General features: G+C 65.1%; 14 protein-coding genes and 1 pseudogene. 8 read left to right on the top strand and 7 right to left on the bottom strand.

Features of this window, described 5'->3' with window-relative positions; all coding sequences use genetic code 11:
- Nucleotides 1–239 precede the first annotated feature (239 nt).
- The 7 genes from KXV01_RS10340 (at nt 240) to KXV01_RS10310 (ending at nt 13,862) form a co-directional block, all read left to right on the top strand.
- Entirely contained in the window at nt 240–3,047 is a 2,808-nt protein-coding gene (locus tag KXV01_RS10340) for a TonB-dependent receptor (RefSeq protein WP_049459580.1), read from the top strand.
- Between the two features lie 221 nt (nt 3,048–3,268).
- Nucleotides 3,269–3,730 (top strand): hypothetical protein, encoded by a 462-nt coding sequence (locus KXV01_RS10335; RefSeq protein WP_258390907.1) that lies wholly within the window; start codon nt 3,269–3,271, stop codon nt 3,728–3,730.
- Between the two features lie 351 nt (nt 3,731–4,081).
- Nucleotides 4,082–7,066: a TonB-dependent receptor gene (locus KXV01_RS10330; protein WP_049417119.1), complete on the top strand. Its 2,985-nt coding sequence runs from the start codon at nt 4,082–4,084 to the stop codon at nt 7,064–7,066.
- 188 nt (nt 7,067–7,254) lie between these two features.
- Nucleotides 7,255–9,357: a M13-type metalloendopeptidase gene (locus KXV01_RS10325; protein ID WP_111096838.1), complete on the top strand. Its 2,103-nt coding sequence runs from the start codon at nt 7,255–7,257 to the stop codon at nt 9,355–9,357.
- Between the two features lie 216 nt (nt 9,358–9,573).
- Nucleotides 9,574–11,583 carry a M13 family metallopeptidase gene (locus tag KXV01_RS10320; protein WP_111096837.1) on the top strand — a complete coding sequence of 670 codons (2,010 nt, stop codon included), beginning with the start codon at nt 9,574–9,576 and terminating at the stop codon, nt 11,581–11,583.
- Between the two features lie 124 nt (nt 11,584–11,707).
- Nucleotides 11,708–12,202, top strand: coding sequence for a VOC family protein (locus KXV01_RS10315; protein ID WP_111096836.1), 495 nt, complete (start codon nt 11,708–11,710; stop codon nt 12,200–12,202).
- A gap of 76 nt (nt 12,203–12,278) precedes the next feature.
- On the top strand, nt 12,279–13,862 hold the full coding sequence (locus KXV01_RS10310; RefSeq protein WP_111096896.1) for an NAD(P)/FAD-dependent oxidoreductase: 1,584 nt from the start codon (nt 12,279–12,281) through the stop codon (nt 13,860–13,862).
- A gap of 105 nt (nt 13,863–13,967) precedes the next feature.
- On the opposite strand, the gene KXV01_RS10305 is transcribed toward KXV01_RS10310, so the two are convergent.
- The 7 genes and pseudogenes from KXV01_RS10305 to KXV01_RS10275 all read right to left on the bottom strand — a co-directional run bounded on the left by KXV01_RS10305 (nt 13,968) and on the right by KXV01_RS10275 (nt 19,520).
- Nucleotides 13,968–14,642, bottom strand: coding sequence for a rhomboid family intramembrane serine protease (locus KXV01_RS10305; protein ID WP_049417113.1), 675 nt, complete (start codon nt 14,640–14,642; stop codon nt 13,968–13,970).
- A 93-nt stretch (nt 14,643–14,735) separates the two neighbouring features.
- A complete protein-coding gene (locus KXV01_RS10300; protein ID WP_238378504.1) occupies nt 14,736–15,074 on the bottom strand; it encodes an MGMT family protein in 339 nt (112 codons plus the stop codon).
- Entirely contained in the window at nt 15,071–15,991 is a 921-nt protein-coding gene (locus KXV01_RS10295) for a DMT family transporter (RefSeq protein WP_111096835.1), read from the bottom strand. The genes KXV01_RS10300 and KXV01_RS10295 overlap by 4 nt, the downstream gene beginning before the upstream one ends.
- A 159-nt stretch (nt 15,992–16,150) precedes the next feature.
- Complete coding sequence (gene gorA, locus KXV01_RS10290) at nt 16,151–17,509, bottom strand: glutathione-disulfide reductase (protein WP_099496206.1); 1,359 nt, start codon at nt 17,507–17,509, stop codon at nt 16,151–16,153.
- Nucleotides 17,506–17,670, bottom strand: a pseudogene (locus tag KXV01_RS10285) (amino acid dehydrogenase); the annotation flags it as partial. The pseudogene KXV01_RS10285 and the gene gorA, both read right to left, overlap by 4 nt.
- Before the next feature lie 23 nt (nt 17,671–17,693).
- Nucleotides 17,694–18,938: a DUF418 domain-containing protein gene (locus KXV01_RS10280; protein ID WP_111096834.1), complete on the bottom strand. Its 1,245-nt coding sequence runs from the start codon at nt 18,936–18,938 to the stop codon at nt 17,694–17,696.
- Between the two features lie 99 nt (nt 18,939–19,037).
- Nucleotides 19,038–19,520: a peptidylprolyl isomerase gene (locus KXV01_RS10275; RefSeq protein WP_049398704.1), complete on the bottom strand. Its 483-nt coding sequence runs from the start codon at nt 19,518–19,520 to the stop codon at nt 19,038–19,040.
- Between the two features lie 111 nt (nt 19,521–19,631).
- Here KXV01_RS10275 and KXV01_RS10270 point away from each other — a divergent pair, with 111 nt between their 5' ends.
- Entirely contained in the window at nt 19,632–20,171 is a 540-nt protein-coding gene (locus tag KXV01_RS10270) for a C40 family peptidase (RefSeq protein WP_005418044.1), read from the top strand.
- The last annotated feature ends 34 nt before the right edge of the window (nt 20,172–20,205 follow it).

Raw genomic sequence — 20,205 nt, 5'->3', positions numbered from 1 at the left:
TATCCGTCATGCTGACATGCCCCCTTGCACGTCGCCATCTTTTGAAACATGCCAAAACAAATCGCCTTATTAATTGATTCTGAAGCGTTTTTTCATCTCCCAACGGCACCTTGATGTGACAGGCCCGTGTTGGCGGCGTTAACGACGTGTTACGGTCGACCTGAATGGAGTCACACTGAACGAATTGTTAATGCGCAGGGAATGCGCCGCCAAGACATTGCTCACTACGGGGATCCACCATGTCTCGCCAACGTTCCACGCTCTCGCGCCACCCTCTGACCCTCGCCCTGCTCGGCACCCTCCTGGCCTCCGGCACTGCCCTGGCCCAGGACGGCAATGCGCCGACCCAGCTTGATCGTGTGACCGTCACCGGGTCGCTGATTCCTCAGACCGAGATCGAGAACCACACGCCCGTCCTGACCGTCACCGCCGAGGATATCCAGACCCGCGGTTTCACCAGCGTCGCCGATGTCCTGCAGCAGTCCTCGCTGTCCACGGGCGGCCTGCAGGGTGGCCAGACCTCCGCATCCTTCACCCAGGGCGCCGAAGCGGCGGGCATGTTCGGCCTCAGCCCGGGCTATACCAAGTACCTGATCAACGGCCGCCCGATGCTCTCGTATCCGGCGCTGTACAACGGCGGCGATACCTTCAACAACATCAGCGGCATCCCGATCGACATCGTCGAGCGCATCGAGATCCTGCCGGGTGGCCAGTCGTCGCTGTACGGCTCGGACGCGATCGCCGGCGTGGTCAACATCATCCTCAAGGAGCGCATGGATGGCGGCGTGCTCAACGTGCGCGGCGGTGCCTACAGCGAAGGTGGCGGCAACAGCTTCCGCTTCAGCGGCGCACGCGGTTTCAACTCCAAGGATGACCGCTTCAATGCACTGGTCAACGTGCAGTATGAGAAGACCAGCCCGATCTGGGGTTACCAGCGCGACCTGACCAAGGTCAACAACCCCGACGGTTACAGCCCGCAGTACGTCTCCAACGATTTCCTGGTGCTGCTGCCGGCCGCCAACAACCGCTACGCGATGATGGACCCGAACCGGTGCGCCAACGTGGCGGGCCAGTTCGACGGCACCACCGTGCTCGGTACCCGCCCGACCGGCCAGGCCTGCGGCTCGGTCTACGGCACCGGTTACAAGACCATCAAGAACGGCAAGGAAAGCGGGCAGATCTACAGCTCGGCCACCTTCGACGTGAACGACAATTTCCAGCTGTTCGGCGACGCGCTGTACAGCCTGGAGGAGGTCAAGTACGCCACCGGTTCCGGTTACACCTGGTGGGGCACCTCCTCGGGCTGGGGCCGCTTCTACGACCAGGCCAGCGGCCAGTACATGAACCTGCAGCGCGTGTTCGCGCCGGAGGACATCGGCGGCGGCGGTTACCGCGACATCATGAACACCGACCGCAACAAGGCCTACCAGGTCACCCTCGGCGGCCGCGGCACCGCAGGCAACTGGGACTACAGCCTCAGCTTCACCCGTGGCGAGTACAAGCTGACCGAGCGCAATTTCGTGCGCTGGAACGACCCGATCAACGACTACTTCGAGCAGCGCGTGCTGGGCCCGGTGCTGGGTACCACCAGCACCGGCTACAACATCTACAGCCCGAACTGGGAAGCGTTCTACGCACCGCTGCCCGCCGGTGACTTCCAGAGCTTCACCGGCTACAGCTACAGCGAAAGCCGCACCTGGCAGAACCTGGCCCGCGCCCAGGTCACCAATGGCTCGCTGTTCAAGCTGCCGGGTGGCGATGCCGGCTTCGCCGTGGTTCTGGAAGGCGGCAGTGAAGGCTGGGATTACACGCCCGACCCGGGCCTGATGGATGGCAGCGTGTGGGGGACCACTGCCGTATCCGGTGCCGGCCATCGCAGCAACTACGCGGTGACCACCGAACTGCGCATGCCGCTGCTGGAAACGCTGACCGTCACCGGCTCCGGCCGCTATGACGCCTTCAAGATCGGCAGCAACACCGTGGACAAGGCCACCTACAGCGTCGGCATCGAGTTCCGCCCGATCGAAAGCCTGTTGTTCCGTGGCAAGTACGGCACGGCGTTCCGCGCACCGACCCTGTCCGATGCCTTCCAGGGTCGCAGCGGTTACTACGCCAACGGCTCCACCGACTACTACCGCTGCGGCCAGCTGGGCTACGACCCGGCCAACACCACCGGCTGCCCGTACGACAGCGTCTCGGTGTTCGGCACCCGCTCGGGCAACCCCGACCTGGAGCCGATCACCGCCGACGTCTGGAATGCAGGCGTCGTGTGGGCACCGATCAACAACCTGTCGCTGTCGGTCGACTACTACAACTGGAAGATCAAGAACGAGGTCGATACGCTCAGCTCCGACCAGCTGCTGCTGGCCGAGTACTACTGCCGCAACGGCCAGTCCAACAACACTTCGGCCAGCTGCCAGAACGTCGATGACTGGATCACCCGTGATGCATCGGGCGTGCTCGACGAGATCTACACGCCGAAGATGAATGTCGCCCGCCAGAACCTGGAAGCACTGACCGCCAGCTTCAAGTACGTGCAGGACATCGGCCGCTTCGGTTCGCTGCAGTTCTCGGCCAACTACACCGACATGCTCAAGCGCAAGCTGCAGCCGCAGCCGGGTGACGAGTTCCTGGACCTGCTGCACGACCCGTATGCGATGTGGGTGTATGACTCGTACGCCAAGGTACGCGCGGACGGTTCGATCGGCTGGGCCAAGGACAACTGGACCACCACCCTGTATGCCAACTACATCGGCAAGACGCCGAATTACATGGCTTACGTGGGCAACGGCTATGACTACGTCCACAGCTCCGGCTACAAGGCAGGCAAGTGGGGTTCCTACACGACCTACAACCTGAGCGTGAACTACCGCGCGATGGAGAACCTGACCCTGTCACTGATGGTCAACAACGTGTTCAACAAGATGCCGGACAACCAGCGCTACAGCTTCGCCGGCACCAGCGGCCAGCCGTACAACAACTACCTGTACAACGCCTACGGGCGCGCGATCTACGTGCAGGCCAAGTACGCGTTCGGCGTGAAGTAATCCCGCAACCGCAGCAACGGAAAAGCCCCGCCATGGCGGGGCTTTTTCGTGTCCGGCCTGAGCGGATGGAAGAACAGGCCCTGGTGGAACAGGGCCTGCCCATTCCCGGCCCCAGCGGAACTGGCACTTGGGCTCATCGAACGTATCCATGCGCTCCACGAACCGCACATCCGCGTTCGCCGCCTGACCACTATGCTTCGGCATGTAGCCGTAGAAATCGAATGCAACTTGGCCCAATCGGCCCATATCCCAGTTGTAGAAACCTGTCGAACTCGGCCGACTGCTACAACTGCAAGATCGAGAACGAAGTTGATGCAGCCAGCATAGACCGGCTGCTGCTGGCCGAGTACTACTCCGCAAGGACTCGCCGAAGAGCTCCTCGCCCCCGTCAGAACATGGCCGACTGGGTCGTACGCGATTCGGCCAGCAACCTGAGCTCGCTGTGCACCCCGAAAATGAGTATGGCCTGCCAAAACCTGCAGGGCCTTATCGTCGGCTTCACGTACTTGCAAGACATCGGCGGCTTCGGTTCGCTGCAGTTCTCGGACAACTACACCAACATGCTGAAGCATGAAGTGCAGGCGCAGCCGGGTGAGGACTTCCAGGACCTGCTGGGCAACCCGAAGTCGATTTGGAATTACGAAAGCCAAGCAAAGGCACGTTCCGACGCATCGGCGGCCTAGTCGCCAGCCAAGTGGACCGCCACGCTGTAGGCGAACTACGGCAGCTTCCTCCGCCCCGCTGATAAACACCCACTCCTGGACGGATGACACGCCTATTTGCGCAAAGTGCGCGTCTCACCACATTCAGCTTCGCGTCATCAAGTTGCCGCCGACAGATCACAATTGATATTAAATGATTGTATTTGTTGCACTTTCAGCTAGCTGCGAACTGGGCCTAGTACCATTTTGTGACATTTGTATGCATTTCTCGTTAAGGTCGTGTTAGGTTCCATGAACGACGCCCGTTATATGAACTTAGATGTAACGAACGGACGGAACAGCACGCTTCAATTCATTAGGGGACCCATAACGATGACGTACAACCGCCCACCTGGCCGTCACCCGCTCAGCAGCGCCCTGCTCGTCGGTCTGCTCGCCGTGGCCGCAGCACCTGCCTTCGCGCAGGAAGCCTCCTCCAACCCGATCGACCTCGATCGCGTCAGTGTGACCGGCTCGCGCATTGCGCGTACGGGCTTTGTGACCCCCTCGCCGGTCACGGCCATCACCGCCGAGGAGATTCGTGCCACCGGTGCGAACAACATCGGCGATCTGATGACGCGCCTGCCAGCGCTGACGCCGACCTACACGCTGGGCAACTCGACCCGCTTCATCGGCACCGCCGGCGTGGGTCTGATGGACCTGCGTGGCATGGGCACCTCGCGCACTCTGGTGCTGGTCAATGGCCGCCGCCACGTCGGCGCGACCTCGGGCTCCTCGGCCGTGGACGTCAACACCATCCCGGTGGAATGGATCGAGCGCGTGGAAGTGATCACCGGTGGTGCCTCGGCCGTGTACGGCGCCGACGCCGTGGCTGGCGTGGTCAACTTCATCATGAAGAAGTCCTTCGACGGCGCCGAAGTGCGCGGTCAGACCGGCATGGCCAGCGAAGGCGGCTTCAACCGCTCCTTCATCAGCGCCTCGGCCGGCACCGACTTCGCTGGTGGCCGCGGCAACGCCGCCGTCGCCCTTGAGTACAGCAAGCAGGACCGCTTCGTCCGCACCGACCGCGCCATCGGCAACGAGTTCTTGGTGTCGGTGCGCAACCCGAACTACGACAGCAGCAAGCCGTCCAGCGAAAGCAACCCGGAAACCGTGCTTGCAGGCCCGGGCGGCAACCACTCGATCTCCTTCGGCGGTACCTTCAACATCGGCACCTTCAACCCGAACAATCCGGCTACCTGGGGCAACCGATACCAGTTCAACCCGGATGGCACCTTCCGCAAGCAGCGCTATGACGGCACCGTGGTCAGCGCAACCAGCTGTGTGAACTGTGATTTCGCCGACCTGAACTCGGTTGCCGACCTGCAGCCGAAGTTCGACCGCAAGAGCATCAACACGGTCGTCAACTTCGACCTGACCGACAACCATCGCCTGTACTTCGAAGGCAAGTACACCGAAACCGAGTCGGACTTCCTGGCACAGCCGTCGTTCGACCAGACCTTGCGCATCCAGCGCGATAACGCTTACGTGTCGCCGGAATTGCGTGCACTGATGACCAGCGCCGGCCTGAGCCAGCTAACCCTGAGCCGCTTCAACGTCGACGCCGGCCAGCGTGGTGAGCACGTGGAGCGCAACACCCAGCGCTTTGTGCTGGGCATGGAAGGCAATCTGACCGAGAACTGGACCTACGACGTTTACGGCAACTGGGGCCAGAGCGAAGTCAAGCGCTGGAACCTCAACAACCGTATCAACGAGCGTTGGCAGGCTGGCCTGGATACCGTGGTCAACCCGGCCACTGGCCAGATCGTCTGCCGCACCACGCTGAACCCGAACGCGACCAACCCCAACAACGGCAACCGCGTGTACTCGCAGTTCGCCCGCGAAGGCTGCGTGCCGTTCTCAGTGTTCGGCAACGGCGCGGTGACCCAGGCCGCACGTGACTGGATGAACGTCAATTCGTTCAACTACTCGCGCCTGCAGCAGTCGGTGTTCAGCGCATCGCTGGCCAACGGCTCGCTCTTCAGCCTGCCGGCCGGTGACGTCGGCGTGGCTGGTGGCGTTGAATACCGCCGCGAAAAGAGCCGCGAAATCACCGATCCGCTGGCCGCGCAGGGCCTGACCTTCCTCAACGCCATTCCCAACCGCATGGGCAAGTACGACGTGCGCGAGGCCTTCGTTGAAACCACCGTGCCGCTGCTGGCCGACATCCCGGGCATCTACAACCTGACCCTGGACGCCGCAGGCCGCTGGTCGGACTACAGCAGCATCGGCAAGACCACCACCTGGAAGGTGGGCCTGGACTGGACCATCATCCCGTCGCTGCGTGCCCGCGGCACCCTGTCGCAGGCGGTGCGCGCACCGAGCATCGGTGAGCTGTACAACCCGCAGAGCGAAAACTTCGCCACGGTCAACGACCCCTGCAACTACCTGGCCACCAACCCGAACCGCCCGAACACCGCAGCGGACCCGGCACTGCGCCAGGCCAACTGCTCGGCACTGGGCGTGCCGGTCGGCTGGGTCGACACCTACACTGCCACCCGCCCGGGCGTCAGCGGCGGCAATCCGGACCTGAAGCCGGAACGCGCACGCAGCTTCACCTATGGCCTGGTCTGGCAGCCTGATTTCCTGCAGGGCTTCGGCATGTCCGTCGACTACTGGTGGATCAGTCTGAAGGACGCCATCGGTGCGGTGACCGCGCAGACCAATGCAACCCGTTGCGTGGATTCGCCGGGGGGGATCAACAACAGCTTCTGCGGCTTCATCGAACGCGCACCGGTGGGCGGCAAGACCGATGCTGGCGGCCGCACCTTCCCGGAATACTCGATCAGCCGCTGGGTTGCGCTGAACGAAAACCTGGCCCGCTCGCGTCGCGTCGGCGTCGATCTGGAAATGGACTACCGCTTCAAGCTGGCCGAGGGTGACACCGTCATCCGCCTGGTGGGCACCCGCCTGCTGCAGTCGCGCGAGTGGGCCTTCCAGGCCTTCCCGAACGAGTACGACGAGAACGTCACCTGGGTGACCGATCCGCGCTGGCGCGGCCAGTTGCAGACCAAGTACTCGCTGGGCCAGTGGCGCGCGTCGTGGGACATGACCTACGTCGGCCCGAACCTGCGTGTGCAGCCGAAGAGCTACCAGGCCAACCCGGGACAGACCAGTCCGATCCGCAACGGCTCGTACACGTACCACAACTTCCAGTTCGGCTACCGCTTCCCGGGTGACAAGATCGACGTCTACCTGGGCATCGACAACGCCTTCGACAAGGACCCGCCGGTGAACTACTTCGGCTCCGATGTCGGTTCAGCGATGTACGACAACATCGGCCGTTACATGTATATGGGCGCCACGTACAAGTTCTGATCCATCCAGAACCGCAACACCCGACAGCCCCGGCTTTTGCCGGGTCTGTCTTTTCCGGGCCACCAAGCGGCCCCCTTGCACCCGGCCATGACCTTCGACACCCTTGCAGGTCTGGCCGGCGGCGTATCGTTCGGCCCACGGCCGTCCCACGGCCTTTCCCTGACTCACTCGGCCTGGAGGCCATCAAAGTGACCCGTACTCCCAAGATCGTGCTGCTGACCCTGGCCGTTTCGGCCGCGCTGGTCGGCTGCGGCAAGACTGAAACCCCGGCCAAGGACGCCACCGCCTCCACGCCGGCCGCGGCCGAAGCCACCAACTACACGCTGGACGAAAGCAAGCTGCCGGCCTACAACGCTTTCCAGCCCAGCGATCTGGATACCACCAAGGACGCCTGCGGCGCCTTCGGCGACTATGTGAACAGCAAGTGGCTGGCCGCCAATGAAATTCCGGGCGACCGCACCAGCTGGGGTGCGTTCACCATCCTCGACGAGCGCTCGGTGGCCGTGCAGCACCAGCTGGCCGAACAGGTGGCGCAGGTCAAGAATCCGAACCACATCGAGAAGATCGTCGGCGACCTGTGGGCCACCGGCATGGACGAAGCCAAGATCAACGCGCAGGGCATCGAGCCGCTGAAGGCCGACCTGGCCGCCATCGACGGCCTGCAGGACAAGGCGGCGATCGCCAACTACCTGCGCAGCAGCGCCGCCAAGGGTGACAACGTCCTGTTCGGCTTCGGTGCCGAAGCCGACTTCAAGAACTCGGCCATGAACATGGCCTACGCCAGCCAGGGCGGCCTGGGCCTGCCGGATACCACCTATTACACCGATGCCAAGAACGCCGACAAGCTGAAGGCCTACCAGGCGCACGTCGCCAAGGTGCTGGAGCTGTCCGGCGTCGCCGCGGCCGACGCGGCCAAGCAGGCCGAAGACGTGGTCAAGTTCGAAACCCGCCTGGCCAAGGCCTCCAAGTCGCGCGTCGAGCTGTCGCGCAACGTCGAGCTGTACTACAACCCGGTCACCCTGGCCGACGCCGACAAGCTGACTCCGAACTTCAGCTGGACCGAGTTCTTCAAGTCGCAGGGCGTGGCCGCGCCGGAGAAGTTCTCGCTGGCCATGCCGGCCTTCCATGAAGAAGTGAGCAAGGCGCTGGGCGATACCGACCCGTCGGTGTGGCGCGCCTACCTGCGCTTCCACACCGTGGACAGCGCCTCGCCGTACCTGGCTGACGCCTTCGTGCAGGAGAACTACGAGTTCTACGGCAAGACCCTCAACGGCCAGAAGGAACAGAAGCCGCGCTGGAAGCGCGTGCTGGGCACCATCGAGAACGATGCCGGTGAAGCCTTCGGCCAGCTGTACGTGAAGGTCGCCTTCTCGCCGGAAGCCAAGGCGAAGATGGAAGAGCTGGTGAAGAACCTGGCCGCCGCGCTGAAAGACCGCATCCAGGGCCTGAGCTGGATGAGCGAGGAAACCAAGGCCAAGGCCATCGCCAAGTGGGAGACCTTCACCCCGAAGATCGGTTACCCGGACAAGTGGCGCGACTGGTCGGGCCTGCAGACCCAGCGCGACAGCTTCCTGGGCAACGTGCGCGCGGCCAACGAGTTCAACTACAAGTTCAACCTGTCCAAGATCGGCAAGCCGGTGGACAAGACCGAGTGGGGCATGACCCCGCAGACCGTCAACGCCTACTACAACCCGCTGCAGAACGAGATCGTGTTCCCGGCCGCCATCCTGCAGCCGCCGTTCTTCGATCCGAAGGCCGACGACGCGCTGAACTACGGCGGCATCGGTGCGGTGATCGGCCATGAAATGACCCACGGTTACGACGACCAGGGTGCACGCTTCGGGCCGACCGGCAACATGGAAGACTGGTGGACCCCGGCCGACAAGAAGAACTTCGAAGGCCTCACCGGCAAGCTGGTCAAGCAGTTCGACCAGTACAAGGTCGACGGCCAGGCGGTGAACGGCCACCTGACCCTGGGCGAGAACATCGCCGACCTGGGTGGCCTGGCCACCGCCTACGACGCGCTGCAGAAGGCCACCGCCGGCAAGGAAGATGCGAAGGTCGATGGCTTCACCCGCGACCAGCGCTTCTTCTTCAACTGGGCCACCGTGTGGCGTACCAAGTACACCCCGGAAAACGCCAAGGTCCGCCTGGCCACCGACCCGCACGCCCCGGCGCAGTTCCGCGCCATGGGCGCACCGTCGAACCTGCCGACCTTCGCCGCCGCGTTCCAGTGCAAGGCCGGTTCGCCGATGGCCCGCACCGGCGAGCAGCAGGTGGTGATCTGGTAAGTCGCGGCTGACGTTGCGGCGTACCTGCGAGGGCCCGGGAATTCCCGGGCCTTTGTTTTTCACAGCACCCGTCATCCACGCATGGCCCACGCCGTTGGTAGACGCCGACCTTGGTCGGCGCACGGCTTGGCGGAGCCACCGTGATGCGTGCATGCCGCGCCCATGCCCGGCTTGCTATAGTGCGCGCGCCCTCAATCCATCACGGATTCGTTCCACATGCCCAACTTCCGTCCGCTTGCCATCGCCCTGGGCATCAGCCTGGCGACTCTGGTCCCGACCCACGATGCGTTTGCCGCCGCCAAGAAGAAGGCCGGACGCGCCCCGGCCGTCAGCGCCCAGTGCAGCGACTTCTACGACGCCACCAATGCAGGCTGGCTGAAGGCCAACCCGGTGCCGCAGACCGGTGCCACTACCGCGCTCGGCCAGCTGGTCGACCGCAGCCGCCAGCAGCAGCGCGAGCTGCTCGACGCCGCGATGAAGTCGCCGCAGGGCAACGTGCAGAAGCTGCTGGGTGACTTCTGGGCCAGCGGCCTTGACGAAGTCGCCGTGGAAGCGGACGGTTCCAATCCAATCGCCCCGCTGCTGACCCGCATCAACGCCATCAAGAAGGCCAAGGATGTGCCGGCCTCGATCGCCGCGCTGCACCAGGTGGGCATCCCGGTCGCCTTCAACTTCGGCCCTGACGTCGACCTGAAGGCACTGGACCGCCACATCGGTTACTTCATGCAGGGCGGCATGGGCCTGCCGGATCCGGCGTTCTATACCCGCACCGACGCCGATACCGTGGCGCTGATGGGCCGCTACCGCAACTACGTCAAGCAGATCCTGGCGCTGACCGGCACCCCGGCGGCCAAGCTGGATGCCGAATCGCAGGCGGTGATCGCACTGGAGACCGAGCTGGCGCGCAACGCGCAGTCGCTGGCCGGCATCAACAACCCGTTCAACAACTACGCGCCGATCTCCACCAAGGAGCTCAACAGCCGCTACCGCAACCTGCAGCTGGACGCGTTCCTGAAGGCACAGGGCGTGGATGACGACCTGGTCTCGCTGGCCGATCCGGGCCTGTTCAAGCAGCTCGATGGCATGGTCACCAAGCTCAAGCCGGACCAGTGGAAAGCCTACCTGCGCTGGCGCGTGGGCGATTCGATGGCGCCGTACCTGTCCAAGGCGTACCGCGACGCCGAGTTCGAATTCCGCGGCCGCGTGCTGCGCGGCGAAACCCTGCCACCGCAGCGCTGGGAAAGCGTGCTCGATGCGATCAACGTGGCCGCCGGCCCGATGGTCGGCCGCGAATATGCCGCGCGCTACCTGTCGGCCGAAGATCGTCGCCAGGCGGCGTGGATCGTCGACAAGCTGCGCGAAGTACAGATCGAAGCGGTCAAGAACAACAGCTGGATGAGCGCCGAAGCCAAGGCTGAAGCGCAAGCCAAGCTGGCTGCGCTGAAGATCGAGATCGGCACGCCGCTGCGCGACCTGGACTACAGCGTGCAGCCGATGGGGCGCGGCTCGTTTGGTGGCAACATGCTGATTGCTTCGACCTGGCGCCACCGCGAGGAAATGAAGCGCATCGGCAAGGGCAATGCCGACCGCCGCTGGGACGTGCTGCCGCAGCAGCCGTCGCTGGCCTACGACCTGGCGCAGAACCGCCTGATCGTCACCGCCGCGATCCTGCAGGGCCCGGTGTTCAACGCCAAGGCCGACACCGCCGACAAATTCGGCAGCTTCGGTGGCCTGGTCGGCCATGAGCTGACCCGTGCGATCGATGCCAAGGGCGCGCTGGTCGATGCCAAGGGCGAGCTGCGCAGCTGGTGGACCCCGGCCGACAAGACCGCCTGGACCCTGCTCGGCAATCGCGTGGCCGCGCAGTACAGCGCCTACGACTTCCCGGGCGTAAAGGGTGCCAAGGTCAACGGCACGCTCACCCAGGAAGAAAACCTGGCCGACATCGCCGGCCTGGAACTGGCATGGGCGGCGTATGCTGCGCAGGAGCCCAAGGCCAAGCAGGCACAGCAGCAGGGCTTCTTCCGCGCCTGGTCGACGCTGTGGGCACAGCAGCTGTCGCCGAACGAGGCCGCGCGCCGCCTGACCGCCGACATCCGCGCACCGGGCCTGTGGCGCAGCAACGGCACGCTGGCCAACCTGCCGGCGTTCGGTGCCACCTTCAGTTGCAAGGCCGGGCAGCCGATGCAGCGCAGCGAAGCCGACCAGATCAAGGTCTGGCGCTGAGCCGGCTGCCGCACGGGTAATACAAAGGGCGCCTTCGGGCGCCCTTTTTTTGCGGGTGCAGCACGATGCCGCATTAACACCAGGCGTGCTATCGCTGCGCCTTCGTCCGCTGCGGAGCCCGACCATGGCCCACAAGAACACCATCTGCGTGTGGTACGACAAGGAAGCGCTGGAGGCCGCCACCTTCTATGCCAACACCTTTCCCGACAGCGCGGTGACCGCTGTCCACCGCGCCCCGGGCGACTACCCCGACGGCAAGGAAGGCAACGTACTGACGGTCGAATTCACGGTCTGCGGCATCCCCTGCGTCGGCCTCAACGGCGGCACCGCGTTCAAGCACAGCGAAGCCTTCTCCTTCCAGATCCAGACCGAGGACCAGGCCGAGACTGACCGCTTGTGGGACGCCATCGTCAGCTACGGCGGACAGGAGAGCCAGTGCGGTTGGTGCAAGGACCGATGGGGCGTTTCCTGGCAGATCAGCCCACGCCTGCTGATCGAAGCGGTGACCAGCCAGGACAAGGCACTGGCCAAGCGCGCCTTCAACGCGATGATGCCGATGAAGAAGATCGACATTGCCACCATCGAAGCGGCAATCAAAAAAGGGGACGGAGGGGATTAAGTCGTTATTCCCCATTGCCGAGGACCCCATGCGACTTGCGACTTAATTCCCTCCGTCCCCTTTTTCCGAGGTGTTGATGTCCTGGGATGCGATCATCATCGGTGGCGGCCACAACGGCCTGGTCTGCGCGGCCTATCTCGCGCGCGCTGGCAAGAAGGTGCTGGTGCTGGAACGTCGTGGCGTTCTGGGCGGTGCTGCGGTCACCGAGGAATTCCACCCCGGGTTCCGCAACTCGGTGGCGTCATACACGGTGTCATTGCTGCAGCCGAAGGTGATCGACGACCTGCAGCTGCACGCGCATGGGCTGCGCATCATCAATCGCCCGGCCAACAACTTCCTGCCGCTGCAGGATGGCCGTTACCTGCTGTCGGCACCGGGCCACACCCAGGCCGAGGTCGCGAAGTTTTCCGAACGGGATGCACAGCGGCTACCCGAATACGAAGCGCGCCTGGAGATCTTCGCTGATGTGCTGCGCGCCTGGGCCCTGCGCGCGCCGCCGGACCTGGGTGCAGCAGGCGGTTGGCGTGCCCTGCCCGCCCTGTGGCAGATGGGCCGTCTCGGTCGTGAACTGGCCACGCTGGATGCCTCGCTGCGGCAGGAGCTGCTGGACCTTTTTACGCTGTCGGCGGCCGAGTACCTGGACCGCTGGTTCGAAAGCGAGCCGATCAAGGCGCTGTTCGGCTTCGATGGCATCGTCGGCAACTACGCAAGCCCGTATACACCGGGCAGTGCCTACGTGCTGCTGCACCACGTATTCGGCCAGTGCAATGGCATGAAAGGTGCGTGGGGCCATGCGATCGGCGGCATGGGCGCGATCAGCCAGGCCATCGCCACTGCCGCGCGGGAGGCCGGGGCTGAGCTGCGCGTGGATGCCGGTGTGCAACGCCTGCTGATCGAGCAGGGTCGTGTCGTGGGCGTGGTGCTGGCCAATGGCGAAATCCTTCGCGCACGCGCGATGATCGCCAACGTCAATCCAAAGCTGCTGTACGAGCAGATGCTGGCACCGGAGCAGGTACCGGACGCAACGCGAGAACGCATGGCGAACTGGCGCTGCGGTTCCGGCACGTTCCGGATGAATGTCGCGCTGTCGCAGCTGCCGGACTTCCGCGCCCTGCCCGGTCCCGGCGATCACCTCAGCGCCGGCATCATCATGGCCCCAAGCTTGGATTACATGGACCGTGCCTGGCTGGATGCGCGTCGCAATGGCTGGTCACGCGAACCGATCGTGGAAATGCTCATTCCCAGCACGCTGGACGATTCGCTGGCGCCGCCGGGGAAGCACGTCGCCAGCCTGTTCTGCCAGCACGTGGCGCCGGTGCTGCCCGGTGGGCGTCACTGGGATGATCATCGTGAAACGGTGGCCGATCTGATGATCGCCACCGTTGAACGATATGCGCCGGGTTTCGCTGGCAGCATACTGGGCCGCCAGGTGCTGTCACCGCTGGATCTGGAGCGCACCTTCGGCCTGATCGGCGGCGATATCTTCCATGGAGCGCTCAGTGCCAACCAGTTGTTCTCGGCACGGCCGATGGTTGGCCAGGCTGGCTATCGTGGTGCCCTGCCCGGCCTGTATCTGTGTGGGTCGGGAACACATCCCGGGGGTGGCGTGACCGGCGCGCCAGGTCACAATGCGGCGCAGGTGGTGTTGCAGGATCTGTAGAGGCATGCCGACCAACGGTCGGCACCTACCGCATCAAATGATCCTGGCCAAGGTGTGCCAACCAAGGTTGGCACCTACCCCGCGTGAAGCGAGGCGCATCGCGTCTCACTTCACGCTGCGCAGATGGTTCGGGCGCTTCGGTGGGCCCGGCGGGCGGCGCTTGTTGAACGGCGGCTGCCCGCGCCAGTAGCGGATCAGCAACCAGCCGAACAACATGCCGCCCAGGTGCGCGAAGTGGGCCACGCCCGGCTGCAAGCCGGTCATGCCCAGCACCAGTTCGCCCACGCCGAACAGGATCACGAAGGTACGCGCCTTCATCGGGATCGGCGGGAACAGCAGCATCACCCGCTGGTTCGGGAACAGCATGCCGTAGGCCAGCAACAGGCCGAACACGCCGCCGGAGGCCCCCAGCACCGTGGCCGGGTTCTCCAGCAGCGTACCCACCAGCAGCTGGCAGACACCGGCACCGGCTACGCAGACCAGGTAATACAGCAGGAAGCGCTTTTCACCCCAGGTCTGCTCCAGCGGCGCGCCGAACATGAAGACCGCCAGCATGTTGAAGAACAGATGCATGAAGCTGCCATGCAGGAAACCGTAAGTCAGCAGCTGCCAAAGCTGGAAGTTGCCACCCGGCGAGAACGCGTCGAAGCCCTGCTGCAGCGGTTGCAGCATGAACGGCTCGAAGGTCTGCATGCCGAGCAGGAACGGCTGCTGCAGCAGGAACAGGATCGCGTTGGCGATCAGCAGGGCCTTGGTGACGGTTGGCAGTCGCGGGAACATGGGAGCACCGGCATGGAACGACCTCCATCATAGCCGCAGCACCGCGCCTTGTTGGCGACCCGCAGGTCCGGCCTGTTCAGTCGCCGGGGGCGCTCAGCCCGGCCCCCATACGGCAGCATCCAGCGCTACCGCCGGATCGGTCGTGGGCATCCGCACCCGGCCGTTCTCAACCACCACGCCCTCGGCACGCAGCCGCTGCGACTGCTCGCGCCAGCCCGCCGACCCTTCTTCCATGGCGATGCGCCCATCCGAGCGCAGCACGCGGTGCCAGGGCAGCTCCGGGTCGTCGTTCTGGCCCAGGATGCGCGCGGTCAGGCGTGCACGCCCGGGCAGGCCCGCGCGCATCGCCACCTGCCCGTACCCCATCACCTGCCCCGCCGGGATCGCGCGGATCACCGCCAGGATGCGCGCACGCGCCTGCTCCGGCGTCAGCGCCGCAGGCGGGTCACCAGCAGAACGCCGATCAGCACCAGCACGGTGCCGGCGATCTGTGCCGGCCCCATCGGTTCGTCGAGCAGCCATAGGCTCATCACGATGGTGGAAACAGGGCCCAGCATACCGACCTGCGCGGCCAGCGACGAACCCACGCGCTGCACCGCCAACATGATCGCCAGCACCGGCAGCACCGTGCACACGGTGGCGTTGACCAGCGACAACCACTGTACCGGTGCCGGTGCCTGCCACAGCAGTGGCAGCGGATGGGTCACCGCGAAATGCAGCAGCACCAGCACGCCCGCCACGCAGCTGGCATAGGCGGTCAGCCGCACCGCGCCGATGCGCGCCACCACCTGCCCACTGCCGAACAGGTACAGCGCGTAGCTGAGCGCACTGCCGAGCACCAGCAGGCTGCCGACGATGATCTGACCGCCCTCGCGCTGCAGATCGTGGCCGAACGCCAGCAGCACGCCCAGATAGCTCAGCACCAGCGCGCCGATCTGCCAGCGTCCCGGGCGCTGCCGCGCCAGCAGCACGTTGATCAGCAGCACCAGGGTCGGGTTCAAGTACAGGATCAGCCGTTCCAGCGTCACGCTGATGTACTGCAGGCCCTGGAAATCGAGCAGGCTGGACAGGTAATAGCCGGTGAAGCCCAGCCACAGCACGCGGGCACGGTCGGCCCAGGACAGCGGCGTGGCCCGGCGCGCGGCCCACAAGGCCATCAACGCGAGCAAGGGCAGCGCCATCAGCATGCGCAGGGCGAGCAGCGTGGTGGCATCCACGCCATGGCGCAGGCCGAGCTTGACGATGATGGCCTTGCCGGAAGCAGCAATGGCGCCGATCGCAGCCAGGCCGATCCCCCCCAGCGCGATGCGGGGGGAAGCCGTAGCGATGCGGGAAGCGGGAGTGGACATCAGGACGACGGCGGGCCGCGCAGAGCGGCCCGGTAAGGCGTGGGGGCGCCCATTGTCGCATGGGGGCGCCTGCTGTCCTGTAGCGTCGAGCCCGCGCTCGACTCCGCCAAGCCGGGGCGAAAAGCAGCCGAGCGTGGGCTCGGCGCTACAACGGGCACGTCAGCGCATCAGCACCACTTCCTCAGCCGAGGTCGGGTGGATCGCCACGGTATCGTCGAACTGGGCCTTGGTCGCGCCCATCTTCACTGCCACGGCAAAGCCCTGCAGGATCTCGTCGGCCGCTTCGCCCAGCAGGTGGATACCCACCACGCGCTCCTCCGGGCCCGCGCACACCATCTTGAACAGGCTGCGCTGGGTGCCGTTGGCCAGCGCCTGCAGCATCGGGCGGAAACGGCTGTGGTAAACGCTCACCTGGTCGAAACGCGCGCGCGCTTCCTCTTCGCTCATGCCCACTGCACCCAGCGGCGGGTGCGAGAACACCACGCTGGCCACGTTCTCGTAATCCATCTTCGATTGCGGACGACCACCAAACAGGCGGTCCATCAGCCGCCGTGAAGCGGCCACCGCGACCGGGGTCAGGCCAACCTTTCCGGCGATGTCACCGACCGCGTGCACGCTCGGCACAGAGGTGGTCTGCCATTCGTCCACCTGCACCTGCTCGTGCTCTCCGATGCCGATGCCGAGCGCTTCCAGGCCCAGGCCCCGGCTGTTGCCCCGGCGGCCGGCAGCGAAGAACACCGCATCGAACACACTGTCGAGTGGGCCGTCATGGCCGAACGCACGCACACGCTCACCGTCGCGCTGCAGTTCGCGCAGCCGGTAGCCGAAATGGATCCGCACGCCCTGCTGCTTCAGGTTCTCGGCCAGCTGGTCGGTCAACTCGTAGTCGAAGCGCTCCAGCAACCGCTTGCCCCGCACCAGCAGGCTCACCTTGCTGCCCAGTGCCTGCAGCAACCCGGCCAGTTCCACCGCGATGTAGCCACCACCAATGATCGCCACCTCGGCCGGTGCCGCACGCAGATCGAAGAAGTCATCGGAAACCAGGCCCAGTTCCGCGCCGGGAATATCCGGACGCAGCGGATGCGCACCGGTGGCGATCAGGATGTGCTCGGCGCTGTAATGCACGCCGTCACTGCAGGCCACGGTATGCGCATCGAGCAGACGGCCGCGCGCAGGGATGCGCACCACGCCGGTTTCATCCAGGCGCTTGTGGTAGCTGGTGTGGATGTTGGTGATGTAGGCCTGGCGATGGATCACCAGCTCCTTCCACGAAAGCGCCGGGCGTGCCTCGACATCGAAGCCCATCGCATTGGCCAGGCCGATGCGCTCGTGCAGGTCGGCTGCCAGCCACATCGCCTTCTTCGGCACGCAGCCAACATTGACACAGGTACCGCCCAGTTCGCCGGGTTCCAGCATCGCCACGCGCTTGCCATGCTGCGCTGCGCGGATGGCACCGGCCAGGCCGGCGGAGCCGCCGCCAAGGACGATCAGGTCGTAATCATAAGGTGCAGTGCTCATCGGAATCGCTCGGGTCGGTAAGGGGCAGGATCGATCGCTGGCGTGCGGCCGCAGACGAGATCGGCGATCAGCTGGCCGGTGCCGGCGCTCATGCTGATGCCGAGCATGCCACGCCCCGCTGCAAGCCAGACGTGAGGATGCGCGGGCGCGCGGCCGATCAGCACAGCGCATGCGCGCCCATCGCTCACCCCTGCTCCGTCCTGCGCCGCATCGATGGCCACTGCCGATAGGTCATCGCACGCCACACCCACTCGATCGGGCCGAAGCGGAAATGGCGCAGCCACAGGTGCGAGAAGACCACCTGCGCGGCAAACAGCAGCAGCGCGAACAACAGCTGCACGCTGCGCGGCATCGTCTCGAACCTGCCCAGGCCATAGTGGTAGAAGATCCAGGTACACAGCAGCGACTGGCCAAGATAGTGGGTCAGCGCCATGCGCCCGACCGGTGCCAGCCAGGCCAACCGCGCACGCCAATGCACGATCCACGCGAGGTAACCCAGGCACATCGGCAGGCCACCGATCGTCACCAGCGCCATCGCCGCCGTCACCGGCAGGTTGTAGGCGCCGGGTGCAAGGTAGGGTTTCCAGGCAACACCCAGCAGTGTGACCACAAGGCCCAGCGGCAGTGCCCCCCAACGCAGCACCGCGTACAGCCGCGGAAAGCGCTCCGGCGTCGCCAACGCGCCGCTGCCGGCGAACCAGCTGCCGATCAGGAACATGCCCAGCACTTCCGGGCCGGTGATCAGCAACGCGCCCATCGAAGTGCCGAACTCGCTCAGGCGCTGCACAGTGGCCTGCGCCCAGCTGCCCTGCCCGTACACCTGCCGCTGCAGATCGATGCTCTGCTGCGCCTCGGCAAGCATGCCCCGCACCTCTTCGGCCGAAGCCATCGACACCATCGCGCCCACCAGCAGCATCAGCGCAACGCCGCCCAGATAGACGATCACGCCCATCCACGGCAGCCAGCTGCGCGGGGCCTCGCGGCAGGCCAGCAACGGCAACGAGACCAACGCGTACATCACGAGGATGTCGCCGGACCAGACCAGCAGCGCGTGGCACAGGCCGATCAGCAGCAAGCCAGCGCTGCGGCGCAGGTAGAACGGGGTGAAGTCGCGCCCGGCGGCCTCAGCGCGCTGCGCCATCACCGCGAAGCCGGCGCCGAACAGCAGCGAGAACAGGGTGAAGAACTTGCCCTGCACGAACACGTACACAAAGGCATCGGCCCAGTAGTCGATGCCCTGCCAACGCACGTCGATGCCGGTGAAGGCCAGATCCAGCGGTCCGCTGAAGGCCTCGATGTTCATCAGCAGGATGCCCAGCAGCGCGGCACCGCGCAGCACGTCCAGCACGGCGATGCGTTCGCCGGAAGCCACCGGCTGCAGGGAAGGAGAAGCGGCGTTCACGGGGCGTCCGTCAGGCAGGTCCGCCATTATGCCGCCGGCCCGCACGCCATGGATGGCCGCGCCGTGTTCCAGAAACGCAACGGCCCGCCGAAGCGGGCCGCTGCATCCATCACGATCGCGCTGCGATCAGTGCTGGTGACCACCGTCGCCATGGACGTGGCCGTGGTCGATCTCTTCCTTGCCGGCTTCGCGCACGTCGACGATCTCGACGTCGAAGTGCAGGTCCTTGCCGGCCATCGGGTGGTTCAGGTCGACGTCGACGACGCTCATGCCGACCTTCTGCACGGTCACCGCACGCGGGCCGAAGTTGGTCTGCAGCACGACCTGCTGGCCCGGGGCCAGCTTGGTGTTGCCGAAGTGCTTCTTCGGCACGCGCTGGGACAGGCCCTCGCGGCGCTCGCCGTAGGCATCGGCTGCGTTGACGTCAACGCTGAAGGTCGCGCCGGCTTCCTTGTCCATCATGGCGTTTTCCAGGCCCGGGATGATGTTGCCGTGGCCGATCAGGATCGCCAGCGGCTCGCCGCGGTCCTTGGACGACTCAATCGGCTCCTGGCCGACTTCGGAAACGGTGTAGTGGAAGCGGACAACGCGGTCTTTTTCGATCTTCATGCGCAACTCTGTCTGGATCTGCCGGAGGCAGGCGGGTTGGGGCGGGTTGTCGCCCGGCGGGGACGCCGCCATCATGACGGCCAATCCAAGGTGGCGCATTATCCGGAGATCATGCACATCACGCCAGTTTCGTCCGGCCCGCGCCGGTTTCTCGCCCCGGCCCTGCTGCTGGCCCTGCCCGTGTTGATGACGGCCTGTGGAGGTGGCAAGGCCACCCGCCCGGCGCCGCCCCCGCCGACGGCGAACTGGCCGAAGACCGTGCCGGACAACCCCGAGGCCGCCAACTCGGTGCTGATGCGGGCCATCAGCCTGGTCGGCACGCCCTACCGCTATGGCGGCAACACCCCGGATTCGGGCTTCGACTGCAGCGGCCTGGTCGCCTATGTCTATCGCGAGATGCTGGACCTGCGACTGCCGCGCACCTCGCGCGACCTGGCCGCGGTACAGGGCCCGAAGATCGATCCGCAGCGCCTGGCCACCGGCGATCTGGTGTTCTTCGGCAGCCGCGGCAGCGTCACCCATGTCGGCATCTATGTAGGTGAGGGGCGCTTCGTGCACGCGCCGAGTACCGGCGGGACGGTACGCCTCGACTCGCTCAGCGGTCCCTACTGGAAAGACCACTACACAGGGGCGAAACGCGTCCTTCGCTAAAATGAACAGGCGATATGTTCAAAACTGTGACGGA

It is taken from the genome of Stenotrophomonas sp. Ps181 (assembly GCF_025697425.1).
Taxonomy (GTDB): Bacteria; Pseudomonadota; Gammaproteobacteria; order Xanthomonadales; family Xanthomonadaceae; genus Stenotrophomonas; species Stenotrophomonas sepilia.
Note: the sequence above shows the minus strand (reverse complement) of the source record. Positions and strands in the feature narration are given on the sequence as shown.